Source organism: Acinetobacter sp. YH12076, assembly GCF_013419525.1.
Taxonomy (GTDB): domain Bacteria; phylum Pseudomonadota; class Gammaproteobacteria; order Pseudomonadales; family Moraxellaceae; genus Acinetobacter; species Acinetobacter amyesii.
The window spans coordinates 76,308-101,172 of record NZ_VOZY01000009.1 but is presented as its reverse complement, the minus strand read 5'-3'; the positions used below and the strand labels follow the sequence as shown (position 1 = coordinate 101,172).

Here is a 24,865-nt window from a genome sequence, read left to right as displayed (position 1 = left end):
AGGTTAGCGGTTTTTTTATGCATGGGCGTTTTGAATAAAAATGCAAAAATTGAATGACTTTATTCATTTAATTCGACATGCATAATTTTGATAAATCCTTTTTAATAGAATGTATTACCAAAATTAAAAATGTTTTGTGTGAATTTTTATACATGGCATTTAGAATCTAATAAAAACCAAGTAAATTAGGTGGAAATAGTTATACAGATATAATGTATACTTCGTCACAAAATTAAAGCTGAAAAAATTTCTGGAGATCACATGAGTATTATTCAAGAATTTAGAGAATTTGCCGTAAAAGGCAACGTGATGGACTTGGCTGTAGGTGTCATCATTGGTGGTGCTTTCGGTAAAATCATCGATTCAATGGTAAAAGACATTATCATGCCTTTTATTTCTTGGATCCTTGGTGGTGACGTTGATTATTCAAATTGGTTCTTAGTATTGGGCGATAACCCAAACAATTTAACCACGCTAAAAGCAGCACAGGATGCAGGCCTTAATGTTTTGGCTTACGGTAACTTCTTAACTATCTTAATCAACTTCTTGCTTTTGGCATGGGTCGTATTCTGGTTAGTGAAATTGATGAACAAATTGCGCCGTCAAAAAGTTGAAGAGCCAGCTCCAGAGGCGACTCCAGAAGATATCGAATTACTTCGTGAAATTCGTGATGAATTAAAACGTAAAGGTTAATCCTTTAGCAGTGAAAACGGCGCTTAAAGCGCCGTTTTTTATTGTGAATTTTGTTGAGGGGTCATTTTCATAAACTTAGGTTCTGATGTCGAAAAAACAATGCCATTTCGAATGCCTGTAAATACTTCATTTGCTTCTTCAGGTGATTCGGGTGCGCAGGCTTGTTGACCTAATATAAATAAGACTAAAGGGTGATTTTTGGATAATTTGCTAATTTGCTGTATCGCATCATACCATTTTGATTCATCGTTACGATTCCCATCTAAATCTAGTGCCAACTGGACTTCACCATGAGGGTTCATATCTTGATCATCATATAATGCTTGGATAAGTGCATGCTTTCGTTCACCTCGAATGATTGTAAAAATCTGTTGTATCGACAGTGCCAAGACGAAAATAGTTGTAATAGCCCAATGGAATGTCCTTTATTTATTATTAAGTAGAATTGATTTAGTGCAATGTTATCTGGTTGCTATGATTTATATTATATGATTGAAAACCGCCAGCCAATGTTCTGAACGATTGAAAAAAATACTGGGATTATGTGCTTTAAGATGAAAAGCACATATTCGCGATATACTCGTTATAGCATGTTCAATGTGGGTGCTATGTTACATCCGAAACTTAATTTCTAACAAATGCCAGCCAAACTGGCTTTTGATTGGGCCATGTAGTTCACGTTCGGGCAAAGTAAAAACCGCCTTATCAATTGGACCAACCAGTTGGCCTTTTTTAATGTCGCCAAGCTCACCGCCTTTTTTACCCGAAGGGCATGTCGAATGCTGCTTTGCAATTTTGACAAAGTCCGCACCGCCTTTGATTTTCTTTTTCAGTTGCTCACATAGTTCTTTATCTTTGACTAATATGTGGCGAACAATCGCAGACTTCATGCTTTATTTCCTTTCACGGTTTTCTTAGTCAGCATTTTAACCTTTTTTAAAGGCTGGCACTCAGGGCAAAACACCGATGCGCGTTGCCCTAGTTTGATATTTTGCAAGATGGTTTCACAGTTGATGCACATTTCACCGGCACGTCCGTAGGCGAGCAGGGTTTGTTGGAAATAACCATTTTCGCCCATCGCATTGGTGTAATCACGTAAAGTCGAACCGCCTAAATCAATTGCCTGTTTTAAAATACGTTTGATTTCGATGACCATTTTTTCAACTTGTTCAAAACTCAAACTCGATGCTGGCTGCGCAGGGTGTATGCCGAGGTTAAACAGGCTTTCCGTTGCATAAATATTGCCCACACCGACTACGATATGATTGTCCATGATCGATACTTTGATACTGGTCTGCTTATTTTTAAATTTTTGGAATAAGTATTCAGCATTAAACGCATCACTCAGCGGTTCAGGGCCAAGCGTGTCAATCAGTTTGCTTTGAGACGATGCATCTAACCATAAAATACAGCCAAAACGGCGTGGATCGTGATAGCGCAATTGCATATCTTCAAAATGAATTACCAGATGATCATGCTTGCGTAATGCTTCATGACCTTCACAAATCCGAAAACTACCAGACATGCCCAAATGCCACAACATGCTGTCCTGTTCAAATTCAGCCAAAATATATTTTGATCGACGGCTGAGCTGAAGCAGCTTTTGTCCGACGAGTTTTTGAATGTCGTCAGGAATAGGCCAACGCAGGCTCGACTGAAAAACCTCAACTTTGAGAACCTTTTCATTCAATAATGGCAATAAACTGGTTTTAGTGGTTTCTACTTCTGGTAATTCAGGCATAAAGGTCGAAGCAATGGGTCATTCAAGTTATGCATACTATTGGGTCTAGCCCAACAGAATGCAAGTTTCATCGCGGTCTGAGGGGATGTTTGAACAGGCTATTGATTATTAATTGTGAGAATAGTAAACCAATAAGTCACGATGATGAGTTCGAATAAGCGATCAGAATTTTAAAATTTAATTTTCAAAAATATAAGATATTGAAAAATAATAACTAAAAATATTGCATAACAATAGATTTATTTAAAATCATTTATTGATAAATTAAAGTTTTGTTAATGATAAAAATAATGCTGAGATAGAACGTGAAAAATTATGTAATTTTTGTGACATTAGATTTCAAGCCTTGTGGCTTGTCTAGAGACTCTCTCCAGATTTAGGTTTTACCATGAAAAAATACAGTCTAGCTCTTCTACCTGCATTTGTTGCAGCAGCCATGACACATGTTCACGCCGCAGAAGCATTCGACACTAAAGGTCAGTACATGCTCGGGGATTGGGATGGTAAACGTACCGAACTTGCACAACAAGGTGTGAAGTTTGAGGCCAATATTGCTGCTGATGCTGCCTATCTTGCCGATGGCGGTCGTAATCCGGGACATTCAGCAACGGTAGCCAGCCAATTGTGGTTAGGTACACAGCTTGATATGGAAAAACTCGCAGGTTGGGATGGCGTGACTGTGCGTGCTGTAATGACTGCTCGTCAAGGTCAAAGTACCTCAGTTCGTGATTTGCAAGGAGATGTTCCTCAATTGGCAAATACACAAGCCAATTTTGGTCGTGGTAATCAGAAAACTCGCTTATCTGAACTGTCTATTGAAAAGCAATTTAAACAGCAAGGCTTAAGCATTAAAGCAGGCCGTTTAGGTCTAGGTATGGACTTTAACGTGATGGGCTGTGACTTTGCCAGTACTGCGTTTTGCGCTGCGCAAATGGGTAAATGGCAAGGCAATATTTGGATGAATACCCCAGTTTCACAGTGGGGCGCACGTGTGAAGCAAGAGCTTAGCCCAGAACTTGCTGTACAAGCGGGTGTGTATGAATACAACCCTGAAAATGCTTTGGAACGCCATGGTTGGAATTTGGATACCGATGATGCCGATGGTGTAACTATTCCTGTAGAAATCATTTGGACACCGAAAGCATTGGTGAATGGTTTAGCAGGCAGTTACCGTGTTGGCGGTATATATAACACGGCTGATGATGTCAAAAATCAAAAAGACATTGCAAATCCAGCTGATGCTAAAAACCGTACTTTTGCAGGTTGGTTAGCCGTAGAACAGCAATTGACGTCGACAGGTGAAGGCAAGCAAGGTTTACATTCATTTGCAAACTTTACATGGCATGATCGTGTGACCAATAAAGTGGATAACTCACAGCAGTTGGGTGTGAAATATATTGGTTTAGTAGACCATTTTCCAAATGATATGGTGGGCTTGGCGGTCAACCGTGTGCATGTCAATGATCGACTTTCTGCTGAGAAATTTGATGCAAGTGCAGAATATAATGTCGAGTTGAACTATAGCCATAACCCTACGAAATGGTTGATGATTCGCCCAAGTTTACAATATGTGATTAACCCAGGCTCAACAAATCGGGTTGATGATGCTTTCCTAATTGGTTTAAGCTCTAAGGTAATATTCTAATGTCAAAATAGGTGCTCTATGCAAAGTAAATTTAACGTCACATCATTTAAGACACATTTACTTTGCCTGACGGCATGTATTAGCCAACAGCTGTATGCAGAAACAGGTTCTACGGAACCTGTTTTACTTCCTGAGATTACCATTGAAGCACCACGAACCAATACCACATGGTTAAAAACACCTGCATCGGTATACCGTGTACAGCAGGCTGAAAATAATAACAATACGGGTGTGAATCTGTCTGAAACCTTAAAAGGTATGCCCGGACTACAACTGAATAACCGTGAAAACTATGCACAAGACTTGCAACTGTCTATGCGAGGCTTTGGCGCACGTTCAACATTTGGTGTGCGTGGTATCCGTTTATATGTTGATGGAATCCCTGCGACCATGCCGGATGGTCAGGGACAGACGTCAAACATCGATATGAGTAGCTTAAATCATATCGAAGTGTTGGGCGGGCCATTTTCCTCTTTATACGGTAACTCTTCGGGTGGGGCGATTTTAACAACGACCAAACAAGGTACTGGAAAAGACTCGATCGAACTTGGTTATTCGGGCGGAAGTCATCATAAAAGTCGTGCTGATATTGTACTGCAAGGTGGCTCAGAACGGGCCAATGAGCCTAGCTATGTCGTGAGTTCTTCTTATTTTGAAACCGATGGCTACCGTGATCATAGTGCTGCAAATAAGGTACTCAGCAATGCAAAACTGACGTGGGATTTGGATGATGGTTCCAAGGTCAATTGGATTGTGAATCATGTGGATATCAATGCCGATGACCCACAAGGTCTGAATCGGGAGCAATTGCGTCAAAATCCGAAACAAGTTAATGATGCCAATAATACTTATGATGTACGTAAGGAAATTAGCCAAACTCAAACTGGGTTGACGTGGAAAAAACCATTGAATGATCAGCATGAACTTAATGCAATGGTATATATGGGGCAACGTGATGTGGTGCAGTATCAGTCCATCCCCAAAAATCCACAAAATAATGCGCGCCATGCAGGTGGTGTGATTGATTTTAGCCGTGATTATTATGGAACAGATATTCGCTGGACAGGCAAAGACCTCTTGCCGAATACGCGTTTTACTGCAGGCCTTGCCTTTGATTATATGGATGAAGACCGTAAGGGCTATGAAAATTTTGATGCCAATGGAAATTTTGGCAAGAAAGGCAATATTCGTCGAAATGAAAATAACACCTTGTGGAATTTAGACCCCTATGTCCAAGCTTCGTGGAATTTTTTACCCAATTGGACTTTAGATACAGGGCTACGATATAGCAATGTTCATTATGAATCCGACGATAAATATGTCGTGGGTTTAAATAAGGATGACAGCGGTAAAACTGACTATGACAAAGTTTTACCTTCAGCAGCAGTAAGCTGGAATATTGCGCCTCAACTGAATGCCTATGCCAGTTATGCCAAAGGTTTTGAAACACCAACCTTTACAGAAATGGCCTACTCCAAAGATGACGGCATGAATTTTGATTTAAAACCAGCCAGTAGCGATAACTACGAGCTTGGGCTTAAATCACAAAATGCATGGGGGAATTTCACTGCAGCAGTATTCCAAAGTAAAACCCAAGATGACATCGTCTCTGCAGGAAGTATCAATGGTCGTGCAACCTATAAAAATGCCGATAAAACCTTACGTGAAGGTGTTGAGCTTTCATGGAATAAACAGCTATGGCGAGATTTAAGCGCGCAAGCAAGCTACAGTTATATCGATGCCACTTTTGATGCTGCAATTCCTGACAGCGATGTCGTCAAAGGCACCTATATACCGGGTATCGCCAAAAACCAAGCGTTTGCCGCACTGAATTGGCAGCCAGATATTGGCTTTAATGCCGGCCTAGATGTTCGCTATATGGATAAAGTCTATGTCGATGATGCCAACAGTGATGCCGCGTCGAGCTATACCGTGGTTTCTGCCAACGCAGGTTATGTGTGGAAACAAGCAGATTGGAAAGTCAAAACCTATGTACGTGCAGATAATTTGTTTGATGAGAACTATGTCGGTTCAGTGATCGTCAATGATGGAAACGGACGCTTCTTTGAACCCGCGGATGGGGTGAATTGGAGTGCAGGATTGAGTGTGACCAAAGCCTTCTAAAAGGAGAGTGATGTGGCGTTGTTATTTCAACCAATTCAGTTTGGAACATTGGGGCTGAGTAATCGAATCGTGATTGCACCCATGTGTCAATATTCTGCCAATGAGCAAGGGGAGTTAAGCTATTGGCATGAGCAACAATGGGCGAATTATGCATTGTCAGGTGCTGGACTTTGTATCGTCGAGGCAACAGCTGTACAGGCAGAGGGGCGCATTAGCTATGCAGACCTCGGCCTTTGGAATGATATGCAACGCGCACAGATGAAGGCACTATTGGCCAAGGTGAAATCACTTTCCCCTATGCCATTTGCTATCCAACTGGCACATGCGGGTCGTAAGGCATCGACAGATAAACCTTGGGCAGGACGTGGACAATTACCCCCAGATCATCCTCAAGGATGGCAAACTGTGTCAGCCAGTGATTTGCCCTTTAATGCCACAGATCATGTACCCCATGCTTTAAGCCGAGATGAAATCCAGCAGGTCATTCAAGACTTTGCCGATTCAGCAAAACGCGCGGTAGATGCAGGCTTTGACTTAATTGAGCTACATGCTGCACATGGTTATTTGCTGCATCAATTTATGTCACCATTGTCGAATCGTCGTAGCGATGAATATGGTGGCAATCTGGAAAATCGCATTCGGCTGACGCTTGAAGTGTTTCAAGCCATGAAAAATGCCGTTCCTGAAGATTATCCAATTGGGGTACGTATTTCCGCAACTGACTGGATGGAATATACTGAAGCACCGAGTTGGGATCTAGACTCGGCAATTGGTTTGTCAAAAGCGCTTGCACAACTAGGCACAGCCTATATTCATGTTTCTAGTGGCGGCTTAGATGTTGCGCAAAAAATTCAATTACAAGCCAGTTATCAAGTGCCTTTTGCTGAAGCCATTAAGCAAGCCGTTCAGGTTCCCGTAATTGCTGTGGGTTTAATTACCGAAGCAATGCAAGCCGAAGGCATCTTACAATATGGCATGGCAGATGCGATTGGTCTTGCTCGTGCAATTCAATATGACCCGCGTTGGCCATGGCATGCTGCTGCTGAACTCGGTGAAAATCTAAAAATTTCTCCGCAGTACTTACGCTGTCAGCCGCATGCACAAAGAAGTCAATTTACGGCTTTCTAATTATCAAAATTTATAGCGGTCCGATCTACACTCTCAGGTTGAGGGTGTGGATGGAAGAGTCTATTACACAGGATATTTCGTATGGTCTTTGAGGTGATTGGTCCAATCTTTTTTCTTTTGGCCTTGGGATATCTGTCTGTAAAATGCAGTTTATTGAGTAAAGAACAGGTCGGAACCATTGGTGCATTTGTGATTAAGATTGCACTGCCGGCTTTGTTTTTTCAGTCATTAGCTTCTAAAGATTTGCATCAAATTTGGTATCCCGGCTATTTCTTTGTTTATACCGGAGTCACGTTTTTACTGTATGGCATGGCCTATTGGCTATTGTCGACACATTTTAAAAATAATATGTCGCAAACAGCGGTACTGTCACTAGGTGCTGGTATGTCAAATACAGGTTTAATTGGCACTGCAGTCCTAAGCTTATTGGTCGGTCAAAATGCGATGACCTATACCTCACTAATCGTCATTATTGAAAGTGTGCTGCTGATTCCAACGGTGCTGGTCCTTGCGCAATTAGGAAGTTCACAGCAAAAAGCCAATATTGGCGACATCATCAAAAATACCTTAATGACCCTTTTAAAAAATCCATTGTTTGCAGGGGTAATGTTAGGGATTGGATTTGCAATTTTCCAAATCCGTTTGCCACATCAAATCAATGATGTACTGGCGATGTTAGGTCAAACAGCTTCACCATTGGCGCTGTTTGCAATTGGTGGTGGAATTGTCGGTATGAGCTTAAAGTATGTGAATGCTCAGAGCTTATATTTGGTGATTTCAAGCAACTTGGTGATGCCTTTACTGACTTATTTAGGCTTACGCTATTTGACCGATGTCAGCCAAGAGATGTTATATGCAGGGACGATTATTGCCGCATTGCCGATGCCAACGATTTTTGCCATGCTAGGACAAGTTTATGGCTTAAATGAAAAGACCTTAACGCCTTTGTTGATGAGTACCATCTTGGGCTTTGTCGTAACAGGTGTATTAATCAGTTTGTGGTGGACGTGATTTTGATCAGCTCAAGATTTGCTTAAACCCATGAAAAAAGCCCTGCATGTGCAGGGCTTTTTTTAATGCTCAATTAACTCTTTTTCGCATTGGCTTTTGGTGCTTTGGCTTGTTCAGCAATCATTTTATCCACGGTTGCCAAAGATTCTTTGGCTTGCGGAATATTTTCTTTGGCTAAAGCGCTAAATATTTTTTTAGCTTCAGGCAAATTTTGCGGGATGATATTGCCATTTACAAACATATTGCCCACCGCCATCAATGCAGGGACATAGCCTTTTTTTGCTAATTCTTGAATGCTATTTAGACCTTGCTGAATAGGCTTTTCATTTTTAGCTTTAAAGCCAGCACTGATGTCATAAAGCGCTTTGGCATGAATCGCAGGGTAGTTGCCTTTTTTAATCAGCGGATCAAGTTTACTGAGCGCCAATTTATCTGACTCAGGTTTATTTTCTGCAAAAAGTAAAATGGCATAGTCGATGGAGGCATCATCAAAACCAGCCGAAGATGCGCGTTCTAAATATTGTTTGGCCTTATTGGTGTCTTGTTTTAAGCCCAGTGTGCCCGTTGCATAATTTTTACCTAAAACATAGTTTGCAACAGGGTAACCTTTGGCTGCAGCCTGTTCATAGAGTTGGATGGCTTTTTTCTCATCCTTCGCTACGCCTTGACCTGTTTGAGTAAGATAGCCCAAATTATAAATAGCCTGAGCATTACCTTTTGCTGCAAGCTTGCTCAGTGTTTGGTAGGCGCCATTCATATCTTTGGCATTGACCATAGCTTCCACTTTAGCAAATTCAGGATCGACGGCATCTGTTTTAGTTTCAGCAAAAGCGAATTGAGTGCTCATTGCTAAAATGCTTGCAAGTAGGATTTTTTTCATCTTGAAACCTTTTTTAAATCATACACATAATTCCATTTATGTGTTTTGGTGGTTATTTTTGTCGGTTTTTACATCATAGGTAGATTTACGTAAATGTAAAGTGAGGAATTGTGATTTAAAGCGTTTTTATAAAATAATGTTGATTGCCATTTGCACTTTAAATGCTACGACTTTATTGCATCAAAAGCCTTTGCAAAAAAGCAGGACTCTGATTTAATCGCGCATTGTTATTTTCTCAGAGGCAGCGCGATGTTTATTAAAGGCATTAAACGCAATTACGATAAAATTAATGCAGATGAATCGATTGCAGATGAAGATAAAATTGATGCGCTTTTGATGAAATTGGGTGCAGAGTTTTTAGTCAGTAAAGAGGATCGTGTCTATATTTTCAAAAAAGGCGATTTAGAAGCTAAATTTGATGCCAAACATGCGCGCGCCTATCATTTTAAAGAATATGTATGCAAAGACATGAATAAGTTGTTTCATGGATTTTGATTAAAATCATGATTTAAAAACGAAGAAGTGAGGGGGAATAAAGTTCCTCCTTATTTTTGACTGTTGTGTACTGCCACAGCATATGTGATTTAAAAAACCTTAATTTTCAAAAATATAATATTTTCTAAAAATATAAATTGAATAAAATAGATACAAGGCATCTATGATGAATATAGATATACATGATTCATTGAGATGTATTTAAATATGATAAAAATAAGTGCCATCTTGATCCTTAGTTTCGTCTGTTCAATAACCAGTTGGGCTCAACAACCCAAGCTTGTTCCGCATCCAATCCATTTAAAAAATGGCAAGCAGTTTTCTTTAAATTTGCCTGCAAATTTCGAGATCATTCCTGCTGCTGAAGGTCTCAAACGGGTACGCTTTTTTGCGCAAGCGCCTGATCGCAGAATGTTTGTCACGGATATGTATGATCTAACAGATAATAAAAAAGGTACTGTGTATATATTGGATGATTGGAATGCTGACACAGGTAAATTTGGCAAAATCATTCCTTATCTGACTGGTTTGAGAAATCCAAATTCAGTTCAGTTTTATACCGATGCTCAAGGACAGGATTGGCTTTATTTGGCAGAAACGCATCGACTGACACGGCAAAAATTTAGTAGATGAGAAACTCAGCCTTCGAGTGAGGCTGAAGTTTTAGCGACATTTCCAGATTATGGTTTGAGTTATAAATACGGCGGTTGGCACCTGACTCGGACGATTGCTATTGGTGGGAATGGAAAAGTTTATGTGTCGGTTGGTTCGAGTTGTAACGCCTGTGTAGAAAAAGAAAAAGTACGAGCATCCGTCATCGAGATGAATCCTGATGGTTCAGAGCAACGGATTTATGCGACAGGTTTGCGTAATGCTGTTGGGCTAAAATGGATCGGCAGATTTCTATTTGCAACTAATCAAGGTTCTGATCATTTGGGAAGTAAAAAGCCAGATGAAACTTTTTATGCGTTAAAACGGGATATCGATTATGGCTGGCCCGCATGTTATTCATGGCAGGGCAAAGTATTAGCGGATCCTAAATTTAAACGTGCATCTGGCTGTAAAAATGTTCCATCGCCCTATACTTATTTCCCTTCGCATTCATCTGCATTGGGTTTTGATTATTTTGATGACCCTTATACTGATACCGCCATTAAAAATGCATTTTTAATGGCCTTGCATGGTTCTACGGACGAAGGCATTGGTCATGGCTATCAAATTGCAATTATGCGTAAAGGACAAAAACTTGAAACCTTTATGGATGGTTTTTTAGTCGGTAAAACGGTGCATGGGCGACCTGCAGATATTTATAAAATCGATGAAAAATCTTTTTATTTTTCGGATGATCGGGCAGGGGGGATTTATTATGTGAGGGAAAAAATAAGTGATTAAAAAGCCAAAGTCTTTAGGCTTTGGCTGTGGGTTTGATGTTATAAAATATGATCATTAATGAGAGAGGATTCTAACTCTTCTATTTCTATGTTTGCTGTAGAGTTTCTTTTAAAATTTTTCTAAAACGTAAGAACATAATTAACTCAATAAAATTTAAACCAAAGCCCCAAGGCAAAGTTCCAGCTGTATTGAATTTTATTGACGTGTTGTAGCCTATATGTGCTTTTAGTAGATAGAAAAAAGAATCAGGAGTTGCTTCTATGTAAAAACCAAAAATAAGTGCAATATTTGGAATATATAAAAAATAAGGCGTACATATAAGGAAGATCAAACTAAAACTTATCCATTTTAGGGTTATTAAACCTTTAATGTTTTGTTTCCAGTAAAGATAACTGCCAGAAATTGTAATGATAAGTTGAAGAAGGAACAGTAGATAAATAATATTGTTAATTGAGAACAGATTAAGAAAACCAATAAAATAAAATATCATTAAAACTGCTAATATTGAAAAACCACCATAGTAGAGTGCGATTAACTTATGCTTTGGGTCTTGAAATTGTGTCTGATGCATCGTTATATAGTTTATTGTTAAAATTCGGAGTGCATTTTAGTTTAAAAATAGTCAAATTAACATGATGAATTTTAAAATTTAAAACTTAGATTTGTTATAAAAGAAGATAGCTAAATGTAGCTATCTTCTGAATTTATTTAAGCTGACTGCGGACGCGCCACATCACCATTCAATGCTTCAGGCAAGGCTAAAACTGTCACATCTAACTCTTCTAAAGCTTCTGGGCGTGCCACAACTAAAGCTACATAACCATTTTCTACAGCCGCGCTATTGACCACTTGTACGCCTTTATTCAGCTGTTCGCCTTGTGCAGGAGCAGTGCCTGTACCTGAAATCGCATGCAACCAAGCTTTCGGTTTGGCTTTAAACCATAAGCGTGCAATCACTTCCTGACCCAAATAACAGCCTTTGTCATAGTGGACACCTTCACGCTGATGTAGACGTAACTCTTGCGGTTGGAACACATGTTCAATAGCTTGGTCGATATAGGCCTGACCCGCTTGAATCGCTTGAATTTCCCATGCAACAACATCCGTCGGTTCCGAAGTAAATGTCGTTTCATCACCGACTAAACTTGGAAAAACTGCACCAGTTTCTTCAAGTTTCATCTTAGAAAATGCACCATATTTTTTAATATGTTTGGCAAATTCTTCGGCTTGATCTGCTGTAGTGACAATAGAAAAACTTTCAGCACTGTGTTTGGTGAGCCATAAACCAAAATGAATACGGCCTTTGAGGTCGCAGATTGCGGTATAACGTGTTGCATTTTCTTCAAGGCGTTCAACATGCAAAGTCACTTGCCCTTGTAGAAATTTTTGTGCATCGACACCGTTGAGTGAAAAAGATGTGAATGCCATAGACGTTGTCATGACCAGCCTCAGTATAAATTTTAGATATCATTAATCATGTTATTTTGCAGCAAGCCGCAGTGTTAGGCAAACAAAAAGCCCATATTGATATGGGCTTTTGTACAGCAGAGATCTGTCTTAGTGATTGTGTGTAGGCATATCGCTTGCAGTCATATCCATAGTGGAATGATGCGAAGGCGGTTCACTATTACAATCATATTGATCGCCACAAATACGCACGGTTTCCATCATGCCTTGATCTTCATGGTCTAAAATATGGCAGTGCAGCACGAAGTCACCTTCAAATTTTTCGTATTTACTGCGAACAAAGATTTTATAGCCCTGTTTGACAAAGAGCGTATCTTTCCAAACGCCTTTCATTCCATGATATTGCGAGTCAATATTTCCTGCACGATCTTTATCTGAGCTGCCGATGGCGCTGACATCGACACCATTTTCATTCAATATTTTCACGACTTGGAATGGATTGACATGAATATGGAAAGGATGACTGGCAACATTACTGCTTAACTCCCACTCTTGAGTTTGCCCGATTGGAAGCTTGCGGACATAGCTATGGTGGGTATGGTCTTCATCATAGTAGGCATCGCCAAAGCTGATCAAGGTACCTTCTTCGGCATGACGAATACCAAATTTAAAGCTGCCATCTGTATTGAACAGAATGTCAAAGTTGGTGATTTGCTTCGCCATCGTTTTGAGCATTTCATCGACTTCAGCAGTCATTAAACTCGCATGCGAGATAAAGGCTGATAAATCACCCTGTTCGAGCTGTGCAATCACTTCTGGTGCCAGTTTTAGTTGGGTGGCCTGACTTTTTAAGAAGTTAAACGGCGTTTGCTGCGGTAGTTGAGTTGCTTGCACATTGACCCAACCGAGGAGCTGTGTATTGAGTTTTTCTTCTGGTGCGCGACGAAGTAGCGGACTTGATTCAGGCGCATTAATTTCATCTTCAAGATTCAGCTTGGCATCGTATACACAGTATTTATTGGTGGTCGGGAAAGAGAGCATGGCATCAAAGCGATAACCCGGCTGAAAAATTTCAATCCCGTGCTTTTGGATTTTCCCCATGGTCAAGCCGTCTTGTGCAAGGGTATATAACGGTAATGTTTTCAGCGTTTTAAACTGTAAAGACATCGACTTGCTTTGATACTTTTGACATTCGCTCAGGGTTTGCTCTGCGGTAAAGAGCGCAGAATCAGGTAGTTCTTTGATGGTCAAACCAATGGTGTCACGGATACCGCCGTGAATCATGCGCCAGCGGTGGTATTGGTTCTGATCCACCTTAATTTCACCAAACATTTTGCCATTGATACTGGTAAAACGATTTTCATCCGCCCATGAGGTGGGTATATCGAGTTTTGAATAATCTTCTAAGCTATAGATGCAGGGTGTACCATTCACTTGGCTTAAATTGCTGTCGCAATCTTCATTGTATTGAATCTGCTGGAATAGCATGATTTTTTCATGGTCATACTGCTGGGTTTTTTGATTTTTCCATAAGATGTCCAAATCTCCAGTCTGCTGAATTTGCCCCTGACGAATGACAGGTTTCCGCTCTCCCTCAATAATCAAAGGGCCAGCCATGCCACTTGAGACCTGAATCGCGGTTGAACCATGCACATGCGAGTGATACCAAAATGTTCCCGCAGGATGATTCGGTTCGATCTTAAATTCGTAATGAAAATCTTGCTGAGGTTTTAAGCTCAAAAATACGTTGTCACTATTTCCTTGCGGGCTAACCCAAAGACCATGTGTATGTAAATTTGTGGTGTTAAAACAGTTCCCTTGGTTAATATTGGTCACTGGACTTGGACAGGTCTCCGTCGATTCAACAGGGAGGTGATTGACCAGATGAATTTTTAAATTGTCACCTTGTTTCGCACGAATTTGTGGGCCAACCAACACATCCGAAACACTGCCATCGCTATTTTTCGAGTTCCAGAGTTCAGGTTTAGTCAGATAGCCTCTGACCTGTAATAGGTCATTTTCACCCGTTTCAGGGTCGTATAAGGCTTGGCGTTTATAGGCAATCAGCAGTTCATGCTCACCTTGTGCATTGGCTTTCAAACGTGGTGGATTCGAGATGACAGTCGGTGAGTCTACTTCCTCTTCTTGAGTCGTCGAATCTGTTGTCGATTGGTCGTTGTCGCCACAGGCAATGAAGCTGAGACAGCTTAAGAGGCAGCCAGCCCCAATGATGGTTTTAAATTTTGTCATGATCTTTCCCCAAAGCATAATGACGGTAGAACAGTAGTCGCTGATTTATTTAGCTAAGGTTTTGTAAATATTGTGATTATTTTGGCGAGTACAGCGAATTACTGTGCTTGTATGTCGTGCTTTTATTATCTGAGAGAGGGGTGATTCGACGCTATCCCTGCAAATAGGGATAAATTGAGAATTAAGATGAAATAAATGATAAAACAGTGTTTTGATTCACATTATGGCTTTGAGGCGCAATGAGCTAATGAAGTAATTTAATGCCTTGATTATTAAATACTAAAATTGATAAGACTGATTTTTAATCAATTTGGTTGATATTTAGATTAAATATTATGCAGTGCAATTTTCCTTAGACTAAAGAATGAGGCAGATTTGCAGCTATTTTTCAAAAAAAATCACATTTAGAGCGAATATTCCAAAGTTAGTGTAACTAAATATTTCAAAAACCCCTGTTTTTATATTTAACTCTATGAAATATATCAGATTTGGGAAATGGGTTTTCGGCAGTGTAGTATGCCTATCGAACAAAGATGAATTGTCTATGAAAAAGACAACGCAAAAAAATGAAAGACCGAGGGCAGGAACGCTATGAACAACAACTACCGTAAACCGCTGCAAGGCACCCAGCTAGAATACTTCGATGTACGCCAAGCCGTAGAAGATATTCAGCCAGGCGCATACGCAAAACTCCCATATACATCTAAAGTCCTTGCAGAGCAGTTGGTTCGTAAATGTGACCCTGCAATCTTAGAACAGTCTTTAAAAGAACTGATTAACCGCAAACAAGACCACGATTTCCCTTGGTACCCTGCACGTGTGGTGTGCCATGACATCCTCGGTCAAACCGCATTGGTTGACCTTGCAGGCTTGCGTGATGCGATTGCTGACCAAGGTGGCGACCCGTCAAAAGTCAATCCTGTTGTTCCAACGCAGCTGATTGTTGACCATTCTCTAGCTGTAGAGTTTGGCGGTTTTGACCCAGACGCTTTTGAGAAAAACCGCGCAATTGAAGATCGTCGCAACGAAGACCGTTTCCATTTCATTGAATGGACCAAAACAGCATTTGAAAATGTTGATGTGATCCCTGCGGGCAACGGTATCATGCACCAAATTAACTTGGAGAAAATGTCTCCAGTGATTCAAAACCGTGATGGTTTAGCTTTCCCTGATACTTGCGTGGGTACAGACTCACATACGCCGCATACTGATGCATTGGGTGTAATTTCTGTTGGTGTCGGAGGACTCGAAGCTGAAAATGTGATGCTTGGCCGAGCATCTTGGATGCGTCTACCAGACATCATTGGTGTAGAGCTTGTCGGTCAGCGTCAAGCAGGCATTACCGCAACTGACATCGTATTGGCTTTAACTGAATTCTTGCGTAAAGAACGTGTGGTTGGTGCTTATTTAGAGTTCTTCGGTGAAGGTGCAGACAGTATGTCTGTAGGCGACCGTGCAACGATCTCGAATATGACCCCTGAATATGGCGCAACGGCTGCGATGTTCTACATTGACCAAAACACCATTGATTACCTGACATTGACAGGCCGTGAAGCGGATCAAGTGAAATTGGTTGAAACCTATGCCAAAGAAATTGGTCTTTGGGCGTCGGATATGACAGCGGCAGAATACCCGCGTGTACTACGTTTTGATTTATCACAAGTCACTCGTAATATTGCAGGTCCATCGAATCCACATGCACGTGTATCAACTGCTGATTTAAAAGCGAAAGGCATTGCAGGTAACTTAGAAGCGGCTAAAGCTCAGGAAGCTGAAGGTTTAATGCCTGATGGCGCAATCATCATTGCAGCAATCACCTCATGTACAAACACTTCTAACCCACGTAATACCGTGGCAGCAGGCTTACTTGCACGTAAAGCTAATGAGTTAGGACTTGTGCGTAAACCTTGGGTGAAATCATCATTTGCACCAGGTTCTAAAGCAGCAGCTTTATACCTAGAAGAAGCAGGTGTATTGGGTGATTTAGAAAAACTAGGCTTTGGTATCGTAGCGTATGCATGTACCACGTGTAATGGTATGTCAGGTGCTTTAGATCCAAAAATCCAACAAGAAATTATTGATCGTGATTTGTACGCAACTGCGGTACTTTCAGGTAACCGTAACTTTGACGGACGTATCCATCCTTATGCAAAACAAGCGTTCTTGGCATCGCCTCCGCTCGTAGTTGCATATGCCATTGCAGGGACGATTCGTTTTGATATCGAAACCGATTCATTGGGTAATGACAAAGATGGCAATCCAATTTACCTGAAAGACATTTGGCCGTCTGATGCTGAAATTGATGCATTGGTGAAAGAAGCGGTTAAACCTGAACAGTTTAAGAAAGTGTATATCCCAATGTTTGATTTGGGTGAGCGTGAAAAAGCGGCAAGCCCGTTATACGACTGGCGTCCGCAAAGTACTTATATCCGCCGTCCGCCGTATTGGGAAGGGGCTTTGGCTGCACCGCGTACACTTGCAAATATGCGTCCGCTTGCGATTCTGCCTGACAACATCACCACAGACCATTTATCGCCTTCAAATGCGATCATGATGGATTCGGCAGCGGGTGAGTACCTGCATAAAATGGGCGTGCCTGAAGAAGACTTTAACTCATACGCAACCCACCGTGGTGACCATTTAACTGCACAGCGTGCGACATTTGCCAACCCGAAATTGTTTAATGAAATGGTGGTGCGTTCTGACGGTACGATCAAGCAAGGTTCAAAAGCGCGTGTAGAGCCTGAAGGCGAAGTGATGCGTATGTGGGAAGCGATTGAAACTTATATGAATCGTAAGCAGCCGCTGATCATCATTGCAGGTAAGGACTACGGTCAAGGTTCGAGCCGTGACTGGGCTGCCAAAGGTGTGCGCCTTGCGGGTGTAGAAGTAATTGTGGCAGAAGGTTTTGAGCGTATTCACCGTACTAACTTGGTGGGTATGGGTGTGTTACCGCTTGAGTTTAAAGCAGGGACTGACCGTAAAACTTTGAAGCTGGATGGTACTGAGCTTTATAGCGTGATTGGTAATATTGCACCGCGTTCTGATTTAACTTTAGTGATTGAACGTTCTACGACTGATGGCAAAAATGAAATCATTAAAGTGCCTGTGACTTGCCGTTTGGATACTGAAGAAGAAGTTCATGTGTATGAAGCGGGTGGTGTGTTGCAGCGCTTTGCACAGGACTTTTTGGAAGGGAATGTGGCTTAATGTAATTCTTTAAATCCACCCCTTACGGAATATATTCCTCACCTTTGAAAAAGGAGGGAGTTCCCCTCTTTTAAAAGATGAGAAGTATTACTTCGCAAGGGGGAGATTAAAGTTATTGATATTGTTTAAAAAAGACCCTACATTTATGTGGGGTTTTTCTTGCTTAATTTCGGGGGATTTTAATGCATCGTATTACAGAAATTAAAATTAATAATTTTAGATCATGTAAAGAGACTATTTTAAAATTAGAATCGTTTACAGCATTAGTAGGATATAACAATGCTGGTAAGTCCAATTTATTAAAATGCATAGATATTCTTGTGAGAGGGAAAGCGCAAGATGAGAGTAGCTTTTATGATTGCAGTAAACCTATACAAATAATTGCTTTATTAGATGGATTGAATGAGCAAAGTTTGGCTCATTTATCTGAAACACAATTTAAAAGCTTAGAACCATATTTAGACGATGAAAAAATAAGAATTAGATTTTTACAAGAAAGACCTGGTGCAGGTAAAAATGCAGTAGTAATGGGGGTACAACTTCCGAATCAAAATGATGATGAGTGGAACAATCCGAATGGATTACCGCAAGCAATAACAACTTTATTCCCTGAGCCAACTTTTATAAATTCTATGGAAGATTCAGCTGAAGATGTTTCAAAATTTAAAGCAGGTAATACAATTGGAAAATTAATAGCCATTTTACAAAAAGAAATTATAGCAACAAAAGTAGATGTAATTAATGATGCATTAAAGGTAATTGGTTCAAAACTTAATGTTGATGGTGAGGAAAGATTAAAAGACTTTGAGGAGTTTGATAATTCTATAAACAATAAAATAGAAGATTTTTTCCCGGGGTTAAAATTGAATATAGATATTCCAACGCCTGATGTTAATGATTTATTTAAACAAGGAAAGATAAAAGTAACTGAAGAAGGAAATCATAGGAAAACTGATTTTAGTGATATGGGGCATGGAGCTCAAAGAGCTATCCAAATGACATTAATTAGGCATTTAGCTGAAATCACAAAAGATGTTTCTAAAGAGGGAAAAACAAATCTATTACTGATTGATGAACCTGAATTATTTTTACACCCTCAAGCAATTGAATTATTAAGAGCATCTTTGAAAAGTCTTTCAAAAAAAGGCTATCAAGTGGTATTTACAACTCATTCGCCATTTATGATTGAACATGATGATATTCCTTATACAAATATTGTAAGAAAAGATGCAAATGGAACTAGAGTTGAAGTTCGGTTAAAAGAGGCTATAACTAAGGTTTTAAATACTCATGATGCACAAGCAAGATTATTATTTGAAACTTATAATTTAGGTCAAATTTTATTTTCTGACACTGTGCTAATCGCAGAAGGAGAGACCGAAAAACAAGTTCTTCCAGCATTAATAAAAAAAGTTACAGGTAAGTCTTTGGGTGAGCTGAAACTAGCTTTAGTTATAGCAAATGGTTCACAAAGTATTTCAGGTATGATTAATATTTTAAAAGAAATGAATATTCCAGTGAAAGCATTAGCTGATTTGGATTTTGCTTTTTCAGCTCAAAAGTTTCATCTAATTGATAAAGATAATCACAATATAAGTAAATGCCTTGATATTGTTAGTGAAATACAGCCAATTCATGGTTTTAAATTGAATGGTCGTTATCCATCAGGAGGTGATGGATTTAAAGCGGCTGAAATTTATGAGCTTTTAGCCCAACAACCAAATGCACATGAACCGATTGAGAAGTTAAGAAAGCATTTCATAACACATTCGATTTGGTTGTGGAGGTCGGGTGCAATAGAACCGCATCTTTGTCTTGAAACAAAAAAAACTAATGAATGGTATAAGTTTAAACAGGATTTGGATGAGAAAAGCCTAGAAGAAGTCGTACTAGATCCAACTCACATTAATGAATTTACAAGTTGGTGTATCCAAAAATAATTAAGAATTTCATATAGATTAATATTTTCATTCTAATTTAATATAAGGAGTGTTTGAAATTAAGATACAGCCAAAATTTCCAATCGAAATTATGCTTTGCCTAAATGCCATTATCAATTGTCGAAATGACCAATAGACATTCATCACAAGAGAGTTATACTGAATCTACCATTTCTAAAAACACATGGAGAACAAAAATGGTTACTGCTGGTCAAAAACCCGGAACAGGCTTCTATTTTTGTGTTCAATGCGGACACCGCGTCTACTTAGAAATTGGTACTGATCGTTTACCACCGTGTACCAAATGCCAAGGCAATCAATTTAACAATAAGAATGCCTAAGCTGCAAAACACTAACAGTTATCCGCTGTTTAGAAAGAAAAGCCCTATCACTCGATAGGGCTTTTTGCTAACGTATAACACAGCATACATAAAAACAAATTGTACGTTTGACCATTCGGAGAAGCCCATGGAAACAATATTAGGACTGTGTATTGGTATTGGCTTAAGTGCTGCCTGTGGCTTCCGTGTCTTTGTACCTTTATTGGTGATGAGTGTTGCTTCCATTTTAGGACTATTCGAACCGATGAAAGGATTCGAATGGTTGTCTATGCCTGCAGTTTGTATTGGCTTAGCAATTGCGACGGTTTGTGAAATTGCCGCGTACTATATTCCTTGGGTAGATAATGCGCTCGACACCATTTCAACACCCGCAGCAATGATCGCAGGGACCATCGCCACAATGGCAGTAAGCTCAGGTGAAATGTCACAGTTTGCCAGTTGGGCGGCAGCAATTATTGTCGGTGGTGGTACAGCAACAGCAGTGCAAATGAGTACTGTCGCTGCGCGTGGTGTATCTACCGCAACCACAGGTGGCGTTGCAAATCCGATCTTATCTACAGGGGAATGGATTGGTGCTGCAGTCTTGTCAGTATTGGCCTTTTTAGTCCCATTTTTCGTGGTGATCTTAGTGATTGCAATCGTGATCTGGTTGGTTCGCCGCATACGCCAAAAACGAACTGTACAGGTCGATACCCCTTTATAAACCAATCAATATTTCACTCTAAAATGAATCCATCTTTTAGAGTGAGTGATCTGCGTTTTGTTTAATAAATATAAAATTAAAAATCTGAAACTGAGTATTAGCAAAGTTTGATAAAGATTATAAAAATTATAAGAAGCGCTACTGATACACAGACCATCATGCAGTTAGCGACGAGTACTATGGGTTGTCTGATTTGGACGCCGTATTTGTTGATGTCAGTTCGAGTGAAAAATACCTTTACTCAACATTCCAAGCACTTGGCTTAAGCGCAAAAAATGCAATCGAGCAATCGCACCTATCCGTCCTAAAAGAGCGCATCATTATGCGTTTAAGTCATCCAAGAGACGCCTAAAAATATCTTTAAAATATGGTTGATTTTTAAACAATAAAGGCATAATTTTAGTATGTGATTATAAATCACATAAATTTTATATGGATTTATTTAATCTTTGAATTTTATAAAAAATAATCAGGGGAATGGTAGATGATTAAATTTATAGTCGATGAAAATGCCTTAACGAATGGCTCGCATTTAATTCACAATGGTACGCAAGGATGCGTAGATATGCCGCAATTTGACCAGCAAATATTGATTGGTTATTTTGCCAATTTCGAACTCGCTTATAAGCGTGCACGTATGAGCTGGCCAACAGAAAAAGTTGTCGGTTGTGATAAGTGTTGTAGTCAAAGCTAGAAATTCAACATGCATTAACCTTGAAATAAAGCTGTATATCCAAGAAAAATGGCGCAGAAATTGCTAACTAAAACAGGTAATCGCGTTATTAATAGGATATACAGCATGACCACAGAAACCATCCGTTCTACAAAATATACAGCAGAGGCACATGCCTATGCAGCATGGCCTTTGATCCTGATCATCATTGGTGGTGCGATTGGACTGGTATATGCTGTGATTGCTTATTTGATCAATCTCAAAATATATGCATCAGACCTCAGTCGAATGAATAAAATTTTGGCCAATTTACTTTGTGGTATGGCGGCATATAGTGGTTGGTGGTTTAGCGCACACTGGGTACAAAGCTATTTAGCTCAATGACCAATCATGCGTTGAATAGATCAACCCTAATATCTGCAGAACATGGATAGGCTTAGATCTCTACTCAAAGGGCGGAGTTTTGTATGAAGTTAAGGGATGAATGTTCAGCGGCGATATATTTTTAAATTTGACGCTGTGTTTGGACGTTTTGTCTATTGTAAAAGAAAATTTTCTTATAATTGGGCAAATCTGCAGATAAAAAACGCTGAAATGAGCTGAAAAGATAAAATATCCTGCTAAACCTAAAATGGCTGAAAAAATTTGCTGAATTTGTAGAAAATTAGAAAAACTTAGGAAATTAATCCCGATCCTCTTTGGTTAAAGTATATCTCAAGGGTGTGATAGAGATTGAAAAGAGTAGCATGCTGTCAGTGGTGCAAAACACGCGTACAGTACTCACCCAAAAGGTCTCGATTCAGCTTAGGACGCTATAAACCAGAAGTTTATAGGCTATAAGATCATGACTTACAAAGTGATGATAGTTGAAGTAAACAATATTGTTTTCTCTTATACCACCCCAAAAATTTAAGCCAAAATAAAAAAGAATAATGAATCATTACTCCTTTAATCCGCATAAAACAAACCACACCAGTTTAATCACCATAAGCTTAAAGATCATCAGGCATCTCCCGTAAAAATAGTCCTAAGCCAAGTGTTAAATCTGAAGGAATTTCATTTTCATCACATTGAATAGCTTCTGTGCTTTTTGCTACCTTTTTCAAGCACACCTCAATTTTCAAATCTCGCTGTGGTATGCATTATTGACTCTTAATCCAGTTGGAGAACTCATTTCAATACAAGTTCTCATTGGTTAAAAGTCCTGTCTAGAATTCAAATGATCCCGATGGTTTGAGTGATAAACTATGGCGAAAATTCTCGGGAAAAGTCATTTATCAGATGGAAAAAATGCTAAAACATGATACAAGAAGAAAATATTTTCAATATATCTTTAAATGTGAAAAATATTTTTAAAATAAGTCAAAAATAGTAATTTTCAGGGAAACAATCCCTCATCGATACCACTACTATATATCTCAAGGGTGTGATAGAGATTGAAAAGAGTAGCATGCTGTCAGTGGTGCAAAACACGTGTACAGTACTCACCCAAAAGGTCTCGATTCAGCTTAGGACGCTATAAACCAGAAGTTTATAGGCTATAAGATCATGACTTACAAAGTGATGATAGTTGAAGTAAACAATACTGTTTTCTCTTACACCCTAAAAAATTTTAAAGAATTCAATCGAATAATAAATCCTTCCATCTTTTTCAAAATTCCAAACTTCGCATGTATTCCCAACACACTTTGATCATTGCTGATGTAAAGAATATCACGCAGAACAACTCAAACTTAATCTAAGCTTCGGATTGTCCTTTTTCACAAAGTTGTTATGCTTAACTATCTAAATTTTAAATAATTTTATTATGGGTTATCTTGATCAATTGATACAGGATTGTCTGCAGGCACAGCAGACTAAAGCTGAGCGTATATTTGAGTTTTCAAGTTTTGATGATCTTACTCAACACGCACATTATATTTATGTGATACAGCAAGTTGGTGGCGATATACAGCAGACATATCAGGATTATGCCGCATTTAAGGCATTGAAAACCCATGCCTGTGCCAAGTTAAATCAACCCAATCACATTCTGTATGTCGGATCATCACGGACAGGTATAAAGAATCGTTTAAAACAACATTTAGGTTTTGGGCCTAAACGAACCTATGCCTTGCATTTATCGCAGTGGTTTCAGGGCAAATATCGCATCACACTACATCAGTATCCTTTAACCACGAGTGCAAGCATCTTACAGTTACTGGAGGATGATTTGTCTCATTCATTAGCACCAGCCTTTGGTAAATTGGGGACCAATAATCGTTAGGGTTAGACCTGATCGGTTAAAGTCGATTGACAGCGAATTAGTCAGTTGTTATTTTGCCGACATTCTCCCAGTACACAGTTTGTTCATGCCTTTAGATCCCAACTTTGTCTATGCGCCGCCTCAAGGTCCTCTACGTATTTTGTATGAAGATGCAGACTTGGTTGTCATCGAAAAACCGGCGGAATTGCTGTCGGTTCCGGGACGTTTGCCTGAGCATCATGACAGTGCCTATCTTCGAGTTTTGCAACAGTATCCTGCAGCAAAGATTACCCATCGTTTAGACATGGCAACATCAGGCATTTTGATGTTTGCGAAACACCGCGATGCAGAAGTGGCAGTGAGTAAAATGTTCCAAGCGAGGACGGTTCAAAAGCAATATGTGGCTTTGGTTCAAGGCAAACTTGAAGGTGAGGGTAGTGTTGAAGTGCCCCTCATTACGGACTGGGAAAATCGCCCACGTCAGATGGTGCATTTTGAATTAGGCAAACCTTCAAAAACCTTGTATCAAGCCATTAGCTATGACGCAAGCAAAGACATTAGCCGAGTATTATTAACGCCAGTGACAGGGCGTTCACATCAGTTACGTGTACACATGATGCATATTGGGCACCCCATTACAGGGGATCAACTGTATCACCCGCATGCAAAGCAAAGCTCACTCGGACGGATGGCGTTACATGCTTGCGATCTGGCATTTACCCAGCCCTTAACCCAACAAGCTGTTCATATTCATTGTGCGGCAGAATTTTAAAGCATATTCATGTGAATGCTCACTGTTCATAAAATCTGCTGTGTTGAATTGAAACCTTTAGGGTACGTAAAAAGCGCTGCATATCTACAGTTTTAAATAGGTTTTTCTGCTTAAAAATGAAACATGATATACGCTATATCCCCAATTCTGGGGATATATAAATAATTTAAATATCTCTATAAAGTGTGTGAAATATTTACAAAGATTAATATTAA

At 39.7% G+C, this 24,865-nt stretch carries 22 protein-coding genes and 1 pseudogene; 16 read left to right on the top strand and 7 right to left on the bottom strand.

Translation table 11 applies throughout. The features are described from left to right. Nucleotides 1–261 precede the first annotated feature (261 nt). Nucleotides 262–693: a large conductance mechanosensitive channel protein MscL gene (gene mscL / locus FTU22_RS10725; RefSeq protein ID WP_078192339.1), complete on the top strand. Its 432-nt coding sequence runs from the start codon at nt 262–264 to the stop codon at nt 691–693. Between the two features lie 38 nt (nt 694–731). Here the strand turns inward: mscL and FTU22_RS10720 are convergent, their stop codons facing one another. The 3 genes from FTU22_RS10720 to mutM form a co-directional block, all read right to left on the bottom strand. Next, nucleotides 732–995 carry a hypothetical protein gene (locus tag FTU22_RS10720; RefSeq protein ID WP_257225850.1) on the bottom strand — a complete coding sequence of 88 codons (264 nt, stop codon included), beginning with the start codon at nt 993–995 and terminating at the stop codon, nt 732–734. A gap of 309 nt (nt 996–1,304) precedes the next feature. Next, nucleotides 1,305–1,583: a peptidylprolyl isomerase gene (locus FTU22_RS10715; RefSeq protein ID WP_180094394.1), complete on the bottom strand. Its 279-nt coding sequence runs from the start codon at nt 1,581–1,583 to the stop codon at nt 1,305–1,307. Further along, on the bottom strand, nt 1,580–2,434 hold the full coding sequence (gene mutM, locus FTU22_RS10710) for a bifunctional DNA-formamidopyrimidine glycosylase/DNA-(apurinic or apyrimidinic site) lyase (protein ID WP_180094392.1): 855 nt from the start codon (nt 2,432–2,434) through the stop codon (nt 1,580–1,582). Before mutM ends, FTU22_RS10715 begins: the two co-directional genes overlap by 4 nt. A gap of 388 nt (nt 2,435–2,822) precedes the next feature. On the opposite strand from mutM, the gene FTU22_RS10705 reads away from it, so the two are divergent. From FTU22_RS10705 to FTU22_RS10690, 4 genes are all read left to right on the top strand, one after another. After that, entirely contained in the window at nt 2,823–4,079 is a 1,257-nt protein-coding gene (locus FTU22_RS10705; protein ID WP_180094389.1) for a carbohydrate porin, read from the top strand. A gap of 18 nt (nt 4,080–4,097) precedes the next feature. Next, the gene (locus FTU22_RS10700; RefSeq protein ID WP_180094387.1) at nt 4,098–6,203 is read left to right on the top strand and encodes a TonB-dependent receptor; all 2,106 of its coding nucleotides are present in this window, start codon (nt 4,098–4,100) and stop codon (nt 6,201–6,203) included. A gap of 12 nt (nt 6,204–6,215) precedes the next feature. Further along, the gene (locus FTU22_RS10695) at nt 6,216–7,331 is read left to right on the top strand and encodes an NADH:flavin oxidoreductase/NADH oxidase (RefSeq protein ID WP_180094385.1); all 1,116 of its coding nucleotides are present in this window, start codon (nt 6,216–6,218) and stop codon (nt 7,329–7,331) included. Nucleotides 7,332–7,412: 81 nt separating this feature from the next. Further along, complete coding sequence (locus FTU22_RS10690; RefSeq protein ID WP_180094383.1) at nt 7,413–8,342, top strand: AEC family transporter; 930 nt, start codon at nt 7,413–7,415, stop codon at nt 8,340–8,342. 73 nt (nt 8,343–8,415) lie between these two features. Here FTU22_RS10690 and FTU22_RS10685 read toward each other — a convergent pair whose 3' ends face one another. Then, a complete protein-coding gene (locus FTU22_RS10685) occupies nt 8,416–9,222 on the bottom strand; it encodes a tetratricopeptide repeat protein (protein WP_180094381.1) in 807 nt (268 codons plus the stop codon). A gap of 249 nt (nt 9,223–9,471) precedes the next feature. Here FTU22_RS10685 and FTU22_RS10680 point away from each other — a divergent pair, with 249 nt between their 5' ends. Next, nucleotides 9,472–9,717: a hypothetical protein gene (locus FTU22_RS10680; RefSeq protein WP_078191141.1), complete on the top strand. Its 246-nt coding sequence runs from the start codon at nt 9,472–9,474 to the stop codon at nt 9,715–9,717. A gap of 207 nt (nt 9,718–9,924) precedes the next feature. Then, nucleotides 9,925–11,109, top strand: a pseudogene (locus tag FTU22_RS10675) (sorbosone dehydrogenase family protein). An 85-nt stretch (nt 11,110–11,194) separates the two neighbouring features. Here FTU22_RS10675 and FTU22_RS10670 read toward each other — a convergent pair. The 3 genes from FTU22_RS10670 to FTU22_RS10660 all read right to left on the bottom strand — a co-directional run bounded on the left by FTU22_RS10670 (nt 11,195) and on the right by FTU22_RS10660 (nt 14,766). Further along, nucleotides 11,195–11,680: a hypothetical protein gene (locus tag FTU22_RS10670; RefSeq protein WP_078192331.1), complete on the bottom strand. Its 486-nt coding sequence runs from the start codon at nt 11,678–11,680 to the stop codon at nt 11,195–11,197. 137 nt (nt 11,681–11,817) lie between these two features. Continuing rightward, complete coding sequence (locus FTU22_RS10665; RefSeq protein ID WP_180094379.1) at nt 11,818–12,549, bottom strand: folate-binding protein YgfZ; 732 nt, start codon at nt 12,547–12,549, stop codon at nt 11,818–11,820. 117 nt (nt 12,550–12,666) lie between these two features. Then, nucleotides 12,667–14,766 carry a multicopper oxidase family protein gene (locus FTU22_RS10660; RefSeq protein WP_180094377.1) on the bottom strand — a complete coding sequence of 700 codons (2,100 nt, stop codon included), beginning with the start codon at nt 14,764–14,766 and terminating at the stop codon, nt 12,667–12,669. A 591-nt stretch (nt 14,767–15,357) separates the two neighbouring features. Here FTU22_RS10660 and acnD point away from each other — a divergent pair. The 9 genes from acnD (at nt 15,358) to FTU22_RS10615 (ending at nt 24,650) form a co-directional block, all read left to right on the top strand. Further along, nucleotides 15,358–17,976: a Fe/S-dependent 2-methylisocitrate dehydratase AcnD gene (acnD, locus tag FTU22_RS10655; RefSeq protein ID WP_180094375.1), complete on the top strand. Its 2,619-nt coding sequence runs from the start codon at nt 15,358–15,360 to the stop codon at nt 17,974–17,976. Between the two features lie 182 nt (nt 17,977–18,158). Then, complete coding sequence (locus FTU22_RS10650) at nt 18,159–19,916, top strand: ATP-dependent endonuclease (protein WP_180023125.1); 1,758 nt, start codon at nt 18,159–18,161, stop codon at nt 19,914–19,916. A gap of 104 nt (nt 19,917–20,020) precedes the next feature. After that, nucleotides 20,021–20,257: a hypothetical protein gene (locus FTU22_RS10645; RefSeq protein ID WP_306669532.1), complete on the top strand. Its 237-nt coding sequence runs from the start codon at nt 20,021–20,023 to the stop codon at nt 20,255–20,257. A gap of 127 nt (nt 20,258–20,384) precedes the next feature. Continuing rightward, nucleotides 20,385–20,960, top strand: a complete 576-nt coding sequence (locus FTU22_RS10640) for a DUF4126 domain-containing protein (protein WP_111884815.1) — start codon at nt 20,385–20,387, stop codon at nt 20,958–20,960. Between the two features lie 193 nt (nt 20,961–21,153). Beyond that, nucleotides 21,154–21,312: a hypothetical protein gene (locus FTU22_RS16335; protein ID WP_257227431.1), complete on the top strand. Its 159-nt coding sequence runs from the start codon at nt 21,154–21,156 to the stop codon at nt 21,310–21,312. Nucleotides 21,313–21,444: 132 nt separating this feature from the next. Beyond that, entirely contained in the window at nt 21,445–21,654 is a 210-nt protein-coding gene (locus FTU22_RS10630; protein ID WP_078191130.1) for a hypothetical protein, read from the top strand. A 105-nt stretch (nt 21,655–21,759) separates the two neighbouring features. After that, nucleotides 21,760–22,017 (top strand): hypothetical protein, encoded by a 258-nt coding sequence (locus tag FTU22_RS10625; RefSeq protein WP_180094371.1) that lies wholly within the window; start codon nt 21,760–21,762, stop codon nt 22,015–22,017. A 1,423-nt stretch (nt 22,018–23,440) separates the two neighbouring features. Next, a complete protein-coding gene (locus FTU22_RS10620) occupies nt 23,441–23,899 on the top strand; it encodes a GIY-YIG nuclease family protein (RefSeq protein WP_180094369.1) in 459 nt (152 codons plus the stop codon). An 85-nt stretch (nt 23,900–23,984) separates the two neighbouring features. Further along, nucleotides 23,985–24,650 (top strand): pseudouridine synthase, encoded by a 666-nt coding sequence (locus FTU22_RS10615; RefSeq protein WP_180094367.1) that lies wholly within the window; start codon nt 23,985–23,987, stop codon nt 24,648–24,650. Nucleotides 24,651–24,865 lie beyond the last annotated feature (215 nt).

Excerpts from the sequence above, each read along its gene's own strand:
- FTU22_RS10630 (WP_078191130.1), top strand. The coding sequence starts at position 21,445 with ATGATTAAATTTATAGTCGATGAAAATGCCTTAACGAATGGCTCGCAT.
- FTU22_RS10700 (WP_180094387.1), top strand. The coding sequence starts at position 4,098 with ATGCAAAGTAAATTTAACGTCACATCATTTAAGACACATTTACTTTGC.
- FTU22_RS10615 (WP_180094367.1), top strand. The coding sequence starts at position 23,985 with ATGCCTTTAGATCCCAACTTTGTCTATGCGCCGCCTCAAGGTCCTCTA.
- FTU22_RS10685 (WP_180094381.1), bottom strand. The coding sequence starts at position 9,222 with ATGAAAAAAATCCTACTTGCAAGCATTTTAGCAATGAGCACTCAATTC.
- FTU22_RS10620 (WP_180094369.1), top strand. The coding sequence starts at position 23,441 with ATGGGTTATCTTGATCAATTGATACAGGATTGTCTGCAGGCACAGCAG.
- FTU22_RS10720 (WP_257225850.1), bottom strand. The coding sequence starts at position 995 with ATGAACCCTCATGGTGAAGTCCAGTTGGCACTAGATTTAGATGGGAAT.
- mscL (WP_078192339.1), top strand. The coding sequence starts at position 262 with ATGAGTATTATTCAAGAATTTAGAGAATTTGCCGTAAAAGGCAACGTG.
- acnD (WP_180094375.1), top strand. The coding sequence starts at position 15,358 with ATGAACAACAACTACCGTAAACCGCTGCAAGGCACCCAGCTAGAATAC.
- FTU22_RS10680 (WP_078191141.1), top strand. The coding sequence starts at position 9,472 with ATGTTTATTAAAGGCATTAAACGCAATTACGATAAAATTAATGCAGAT.
- FTU22_RS10665 (WP_180094379.1), bottom strand. The coding sequence starts at position 12,549 with ATGACAACGTCTATGGCATTCACATCTTTTTCACTCAACGGTGTCGAT.
- FTU22_RS10715 (WP_180094394.1), bottom strand. The coding sequence starts at position 1,583 with ATGAAGTCTGCGATTGTTCGCCACATATTAGTCAAAGATAAAGAACTA.
- FTU22_RS10670 (WP_078192331.1), bottom strand. The coding sequence starts at position 11,680 with ATGCATCAGACACAATTTCAAGACCCAAAGCATAAGTTAATCGCACTC.
- FTU22_RS10640 (WP_111884815.1), top strand. The coding sequence starts at position 20,385 with ATGGAAACAATATTAGGACTGTGTATTGGTATTGGCTTAAGTGCTGCC.
- FTU22_RS10660 (WP_180094377.1), bottom strand. The coding sequence starts at position 14,766 with ATGACAAAATTTAAAACCATCATTGGGGCTGGCTGCCTCTTAAGCTGT.
- mutM (WP_180094392.1), bottom strand. The coding sequence starts at position 2,434 with ATGCCTGAATTACCAGAAGTAGAAACCACTAAAACCAGTTTATTGCCA.
- FTU22_RS10690 (WP_180094383.1), top strand. The coding sequence starts at position 7,413 with ATGGTCTTTGAGGTGATTGGTCCAATCTTTTTTCTTTTGGCCTTGGGA.
- FTU22_RS10650 (WP_180023125.1), top strand. The coding sequence starts at position 18,159 with ATGCATCGTATTACAGAAATTAAAATTAATAATTTTAGATCATGTAAA.
- FTU22_RS10705 (WP_180094389.1), top strand. The coding sequence starts at position 2,823 with ATGAAAAAATACAGTCTAGCTCTTCTACCTGCATTTGTTGCAGCAGCC.
- FTU22_RS10625 (WP_180094371.1), top strand. The coding sequence starts at position 21,760 with ATGACCACAGAAACCATCCGTTCTACAAAATATACAGCAGAGGCACAT.
- FTU22_RS10645 (WP_306669532.1), top strand. The coding sequence starts at position 20,021 with ATGCCATTATCAATTGTCGAAATGACCAATAGACATTCATCACAAGAG.